Source organism: Streptomyces sp. MB09-02B, from assembly GCF_033794485.1.
In the GTDB taxonomy this organism is placed as follows: Bacteria; Actinomycetota; Actinomycetes; order Streptomycetales; family Streptomycetaceae; genus Streptomyces.
The window spans coordinates 1-5,930 of record NZ_JARGEE010000496.1; the positions used below are offsets into that span (position 1 = coordinate 1).

The following is a 5,930-nucleotide window of genomic DNA, read 5'->3' on the forward strand; positions in this document are numbered from 1 at the left end:
GAGTGACGAGCGGCAGCCGCCGCCGTCAGCGGCGGCTGCCGCTCGTCACTCCGCGCCCGCGCCCGGCCCTCCGTGAACGCGGCATACGCCTGCGCGCTGGTGAACCACACCGACGGATCCTCGTCGAACAACTGCGCCCGCTTGGCCAGCACGTACCCGAACTCCTCCGGCGTCAGATACCCCAGCTTCTGCGACGACGCCCCGTCCTCCCGGAACGCGTCCAGCAGCAGCCACCCCGCCCCCAGGTACGTCGCCGCCGTGTCCGTCAGGATCTCGTTCTCACGGGTCCCGGGAAAGGACAGCCCGAGCCGGTGCAGATAGACGTGCATCACCTCGTGCGCGAGGGCCGCCCCGATGTCCCGCCGATGTGTCCGGAAACGGTCGTTGAGCTCGACGAAGTACTCCGGCCCCGCCGCCAGCTCCACATGCGCCGCGTGCGTCATCTCCCGGAACCCGACGATCATCCGGGCGTCCGGCAGCCGGTAGTGCCGCACCAGCTCCCGCGCCACCCGCTGCGCCCCCAGATGCAGATCGTCGGTGTCGCAGAACGCCACGTCCACGGGGGCCACACTGGTGGCGAAGGTCTGGATCGTGTCGTAGGAGAGCCGTTTGTACAGGGCGGTGATCGACGCCCGCACGGTGTCCAGATGCGGGAAGCCGTGCTCGACAGGTCCGCCGTTCGCCACGTCCGCACCCCCGAAAGACGCCTCGATACGTTCCACTCTAAGCCGGTGCGGGCCGCGAACCACGGCGTCATAGGGTGACGACCATGACCACCAGCAACACCAACCAGGCGAACAGCGGCGCCGCCCCGGCCGGCGAGGTCGACGCGGACGTACGGGCCGAACTCACCCGGCTGCGCGACAGCATCGACAACATCGACGCCGCCGTCGTCCACATGCTCGCCGAACGCTTCAAGTGCACCCAGCGGGTCGGCCACCTCAAGGCCGAGCACAGCCTGCCCGCCGCCGACCCGGGCCGTGAGGCCCAACAGATCAACCGGCTGCGCGGACTCGCCGAAAGCGCCAAGCTCGACCCGGCGTTCGCCGAGAAACTGCTGAACTTCATCATCGCCGAGGTCATCCGCCACCACGAACGCATCGCGGACGACGCCCTGAACAGCGCGGCGGGCACCCCACCCGACCCGGGGGAGTGACATCGAGTCCTCCACCGGGCATCCTGCGTGAGCACTCCTCGTCAGGAATCGACCACACACGGTGAGAGGCCATGCCGCCGGAAGCCAAGATCCTCATCGTCGACGACCATGAGGACACGCTGTACGCCCTGGAGAGCGCCCTGGCCCCGCTGGGCTACCTGCTGACGCGCGCCACCAGCGGCGACGCGGCACTCAAGGAAGTCCTCCGCGGCCAGATCGGCCTGCTCCTCCTCGACGTCCGCATGCCCGGCGTCAGCGGCCTCGACGTCGTCCGCTACATGCGCGGCGTCGAACAGACCCAGCACATCCCCGTCATCCTCCTCACCGGCTTCGGCCCCGACGCCGAACTCACCGCCACCGCCTACCGCCTCGGCGTCGCCGACCTCGTCATGAAACCCATCGACCCCTGGGCCCTGCGCACCAAGGTCCGCTACCTCTACGACGCCCACGAACGCTCCCACGCCCTGGAACGCGAGGTCCGCGACCTACGCGCACGCCTCAGAGACCACGAGGACAACAAACGCCGCGGCGACGACGGCCGGCGCGACAAGGGGCGCGTCCCCGCGCAGCACGACGGCGCGAAGGACCGGGCATAGGCCGCATACGGCCGGGCGCACGGCGCGTACGACCGGACATAGGTCGCGTACCAGGCCCGCCCCTGTCCTGCGTCAAGGGCATCAGGCAGCATGTCCCTCATGTCCGTACTGACGCGCGACGAAGCGCATGCCCGTGCTCGGCTCCTCGACGTCCACCGCTACGAGATCGCACTCGACCTCACGCGCGGCGACGAGACCTTCGACTCCCGTACCGTCATCCACTTCACCGTGCGGGGGAAGAAGAAGGCCGCGGACACCTTCGTCGAGCTCAAGCCCTCCGAACTGCGCACCGTCACCCTCGACGGCGAACCCCTCGACCCGGCGACCCTCGACGGCAACCGCCTCCCCCTCAAGGGCCTCACCCCGGGCGACCACGAACTGCGCGTCGACGCCGCCATGCGCTACTCCCGCACCGGCGAGGGCATGCACCGCTTCACCGACCCCACCGACGGCGAGACCTACGTCTACACCCAGCTCTTCATGGACGACGTCCAGCGCGTCTTCGCCGCCTTCGACCAACCCGACCTCAAGGCCGCCTTCGACCTCACCGTCACCGCCCCCGAAGGCTGGACCGTCCTCGCCAACGGCATCACCGAACGACGAGACGACGGCACCTGGCGCGCCGCCACCACCCCGCTGATCTCCACCTACCTCGTCGCCGTCGCCGCCGGCCCCTGGCACTCCGTCCGCACCGAACACCACGGCCTGCCCTTCGGCATCCACTGCCGCCGCTCCCTCGCCCCCCACCTCGACACCGACGCCGACGAGATCCTCGACGTCACCCGCGCCCTCTTCGACCGCTACCACGAGAAGTTCGAGGAGCCGTACCCCTTCGACTCCTACGACCAGGCCTTCGTCCCCGAGTTCAACGCCGGCGCCATGGAGAACCCCGGCCTCGTCACCTTCCGCGACGAGTTCGTCTACCGCTCCGCCGTCACCGACACCGAACGCCAGACCCGCGCCATGGTCATCGCCCACGAGATGGCCCACATGTGGTTCGGCGACCTCGTCACCCTCAAGTGGTGGGACGACATCTGGCTCAACGAGTCCTTCGCCGAGTACATGGGCTACCAGACCCTCACCGAGGCCAGCCGCTTCACCGACACCTGGGTCGACTTCGGCGTCACCCGCAAGGCCTGGGGCTACGACGCCGACCAGCGCCCCTCCACCCACCCCGTCGCCCCCGAGAACGTCGACGACACCGCCGCCGCCCTCCTCAACTTCGACGGCATCTCCTACGCCAAGGGCGCCTCCGCCCTGCGCCAACTCGTCGCCTGGCTCGGCGAGAAGGACTTCCTCGCCGGCATCAACGCCCACTTCACCCGCCACCGCTTCGGCAACGCCACCCTCGCCGACTTCATCGACAACCTCGCCGGCGCCACCGAACGCGACGTCCACGCCTGGGCCGACGCCTGGCTCCGCACCACCGGCGTCGACACCCTCACCCCCAAGGTCACCCGCGTCGCCGACGGCACGTACACCCTCGCCGTCGACCACACCGGCAGCCGCCCCCACCGCATCACCGTCGGCCTCTACGACCGCGACCACGGCGACGACCAGGGCCACCTCACCCTCCGCGACCGCGTCGAACTCGACCTCCCCCAGAGCGCCGACCAGCCCGAACACCCCATCGGCAAGCGGCCCGCACTCCTCCTCCTCAACGACGGCGACCTCACCTACGCCAAGGTCCGCTTCGACCCCGACTCCTTCACCGCCGTCACCGGCCACCTCTGCGGCCTGCCCGACCCCCTCACCCGCGCCGTCGTCTGGAACGCCCTGCGCGACGCCGTACGCGACGCCGAACTCCCGCCCACCGCCTACCTGGAGGCCGCCCGCACCCACCTCCCCCGCGAGACCGACCTCGCCATCGTCCAGGGGGTCCTCGCCTTCGCCGGCACCCAGGTCACCGACCGCTACCTCGCCCCCGAACAGCGCGCCGCCGGCCTCGCCACCCTCGGCTCCCTGTGCCGCGACCTCATCCGCCGCACCGAGGACGGCGACAACCCCGGCCTACGCCTCACCGCCGTACGCCACTTCATCGACGTCGCCGCCCACCCCGAGACCATCGCCGCCTGGCTCGCCGACGGCACCGTCCCGGGCGGACCCGAACTCGACCCCGAACTGCGCTGGCGCGTCCTCGGCCGGCTCGCCGTCCTCGGCGAGGTCGACACCGCCACCATCGACGCGGAACTGGAGCGCGACCCCAGCGCCAGCGGCCGGGAAGGCGCCGCCCGCTGCCGCGCCGCACTGCCCGACCCCGAGGCCAAGCAGGCAGCCTGGGAGGCGATGTTCACCTCCGACGACCTCTCCAACTACCTGTTCACCGCCACCGCCCAGGGCTTCTGGCAGCCCGAACAGGCGGAACTCCTCACGGAGTACGTCGAGCGCTACTGGGCCGACGCGGTGTCGCTGGCCGCTCGGCGCGGCCCGGCGATCGCGGAAGCGGCCGGGCGGTGGGCGTTCCCCGTGTACGCGGTGGACCCGGAGACGCTCGGGCTGGGGGAGCGGTGCCTCCAGGACGGCGAGGTGATCCCGGCGCTCCGGCGGAAGCTGGTGGATCAGCTGGACGACCTCGCCAGGGCGTTGCGGGTGCGAGAGGTGTAGACCGGGGTGCGCCGTAGGGGCTTGCGACGTCTGCGGGCCTGCGGGTCGTTCGTGGCTGGTCGCGCCCGCGCGGCGGAGCCGCATACCGATACAGCCCCGCACCCCTGACGGGGCCACAGCTGCGCAGAGCGCCCCCCGTACCCTCTTTCGGCTGTAATGAACGGCCTTTTCGGGCTCAGCACCCGATTGGCGTACAAGATGGGATTCCCCGTGCTCGGAGGAATCCATGACCGCCCCGCCCCTCGCCTCGGGACCCCAAGGTCCCGGCGCGCTCCGGCCGTTGCTCGACACCGTGCTCGACGCGTTGCGCGAAGGGGCCGAGGCGCGGGGCGGCCCCCTCCCCGCCGGCGGCCCGGAGGCGGTCGCGGCCATGGTGCGGGACGCCCTCGGCGAGCCGCTGCCCGCCGAAGGCGACCCGGACGCCCTCCACCGCCTGGTCCGGGCCCTCGCCGCCGGCACCGCCGACCCGGCCGACCCCCTGTGCGCGGCCCATCTGCACACCCCGCCCCTGGCCGTCGCAGCCGCCGCCGACCTCGCCGCCTCCGTGCTGAACCCCTCCCTCGACTCCTGGGACCAGGCCCCGGCCGCCTCCGCCCTCGAAGCCCTCGTGACACGAGCCCTGGCCGAGGAAATCGGCGCCGCCGACGCGCTGGTCACCACCGGAGGCACCGAGTCCAACCAACTCGCCCTCCTCCTGGCCCGGGAGGCGCACCCCGGCGTACGGCTCGTCTGCGGGGCCAACGCCCACCACTCCCTCGTCCGCGCCGCCTGGCTGCTCGGCCTGCCCGAACCCGTCGTCGTCCCGACCCCCGCCGTCGCCGACCTGTGCCGGACCCACGACGCCCGGCTCCACGTCGACGCCGCCTACGGCGGAGGCCTCCTCCTCAGCGACCGCCACCGCGCCCGGCTCGACGGCCTCGCCCGCGCCCACACCGTCACCCTCGACCTGCACAAACTGGGCTGGCAGCCGGTCGCCGCCGGACTCCTCGCCGTACGGGACACGACAGACCTCGCCGCACTCGACCAGCGCGCCGACTACCTCAACGCCGACGACGACACCGAAGCCGGCCTGCCCGACCTCCTCGGCCGGTCACTGCGCACCACCCGACGGCCCGACATCCTCAAGACCGCCGTCACCCTCAAGACCCTGGGACGCACCGGACTCGGCCGACTCGTCGACCAGGTCTGCGCCCTCGCCCAGGAGTTCGCCGCCACCGTCGAGGCACACCCCCGCTACGAGCTCTACGACCCGCCCACCCTCAGCACGGTCCTCTTCCGGCCCTCCGGAGCCTCCGACACCGCCGTGGCCGGCATCCGCCGCCGACTCCTCCACGACGGCCGCGCCGTCCTGGGCCGCGCCTTACTCGACGACCGGCTCTGGCTCAAGACCACCCTGCTCAACCCCCACGCCCGGCCGCACGACCTCACCGCCCTGCTGAAGCTCGTAGACCTCGCAAGCCTCGCCGAAGGACACACCCCCACATGAGCACGACCCCCACCCACGACCAACCCGAACCCGAAGCCCCCCGCGACCTCATCGGCGTCGGCATCGGACCCGCCAACCTCTCCCTCGC

5 protein-coding genes are annotated in these 5,930 nt (G+C 71.7%); 4 read left to right on the forward strand and 1 reads right to left on the reverse strand.

Annotation, left to right across the window (positions count from 1 at the left end):
• Positions 1-686: hypothetical protein (locus P1P70_RS38870; protein WP_319246194.1), on the reverse strand; the 686-nt coding region annotated here is incomplete at its 3' end.
• A gap of 83 nt (positions 687-769) precedes the next feature.
• Between P1P70_RS38870 and P1P70_RS38875 the strand changes: the two genes are divergently transcribed.
• The 4 genes from P1P70_RS38875 to P1P70_RS38890 all read left to right on the forward strand — a co-directional run bounded on the left by P1P70_RS38875 (position 770) and on the right by P1P70_RS38890 (position 5,842).
• Positions 770-1,156: a chorismate mutase gene (locus P1P70_RS38875; RefSeq protein ID WP_319246196.1), complete on the forward strand. Its 387-nt coding sequence runs from the start codon at positions 770-772 to the stop codon at positions 1,154-1,156.
• Positions 1,157-1,227: 71 nt separating this feature from the next.
• Complete coding sequence (locus tag P1P70_RS38880) at positions 1,228-1,752, forward strand: two-component system response regulator (protein WP_319246199.1); 525 nt, start codon at positions 1,228-1,230, stop codon at positions 1,750-1,752.
• 90 nt (positions 1,753-1,842) lie between these two features.
• Positions 1,843-4,356, forward strand: coding sequence for an aminopeptidase N (pepN, locus tag P1P70_RS38885; RefSeq protein ID WP_319246201.1), 2,514 nt, complete (start codon positions 1,843-1,845; stop codon positions 4,354-4,356).
• Positions 4,357-4,582: 226 nt separating this feature from the next.
• On the forward strand, positions 4,583-5,842 hold the full coding sequence (locus P1P70_RS38890) for a pyridoxal phosphate-dependent decarboxylase family protein (RefSeq protein ID WP_319246203.1): 1,260 nt from the start codon (positions 4,583-4,585) through the stop codon (positions 5,840-5,842).
• The last annotated feature ends 88 nt before the right edge of the window (positions 5,843-5,930 follow it).

Excerpts from the sequence above, each read along its gene's own strand:
- pepN (WP_319246201.1), top strand. The coding sequence starts at position 1,843 with ATGTCCCTCATGTCCGTACTGACGCGCGACGAAGCGCATGCCCGTGCT.
- P1P70_RS38890 (WP_319246203.1), top strand. The coding sequence starts at position 4,583 with ATGACCGCCCCGCCCCTCGCCTCGGGACCCCAAGGTCCCGGCGCGCTC.
- P1P70_RS38875 (WP_319246196.1), top strand. The coding sequence starts at position 770 with ATGACCACCAGCAACACCAACCAGGCGAACAGCGGCGCCGCCCCGGCC.
- P1P70_RS38880 (WP_319246199.1), top strand. The coding sequence starts at position 1,228 with ATGCCGCCGGAAGCCAAGATCCTCATCGTCGACGACCATGAGGACACG.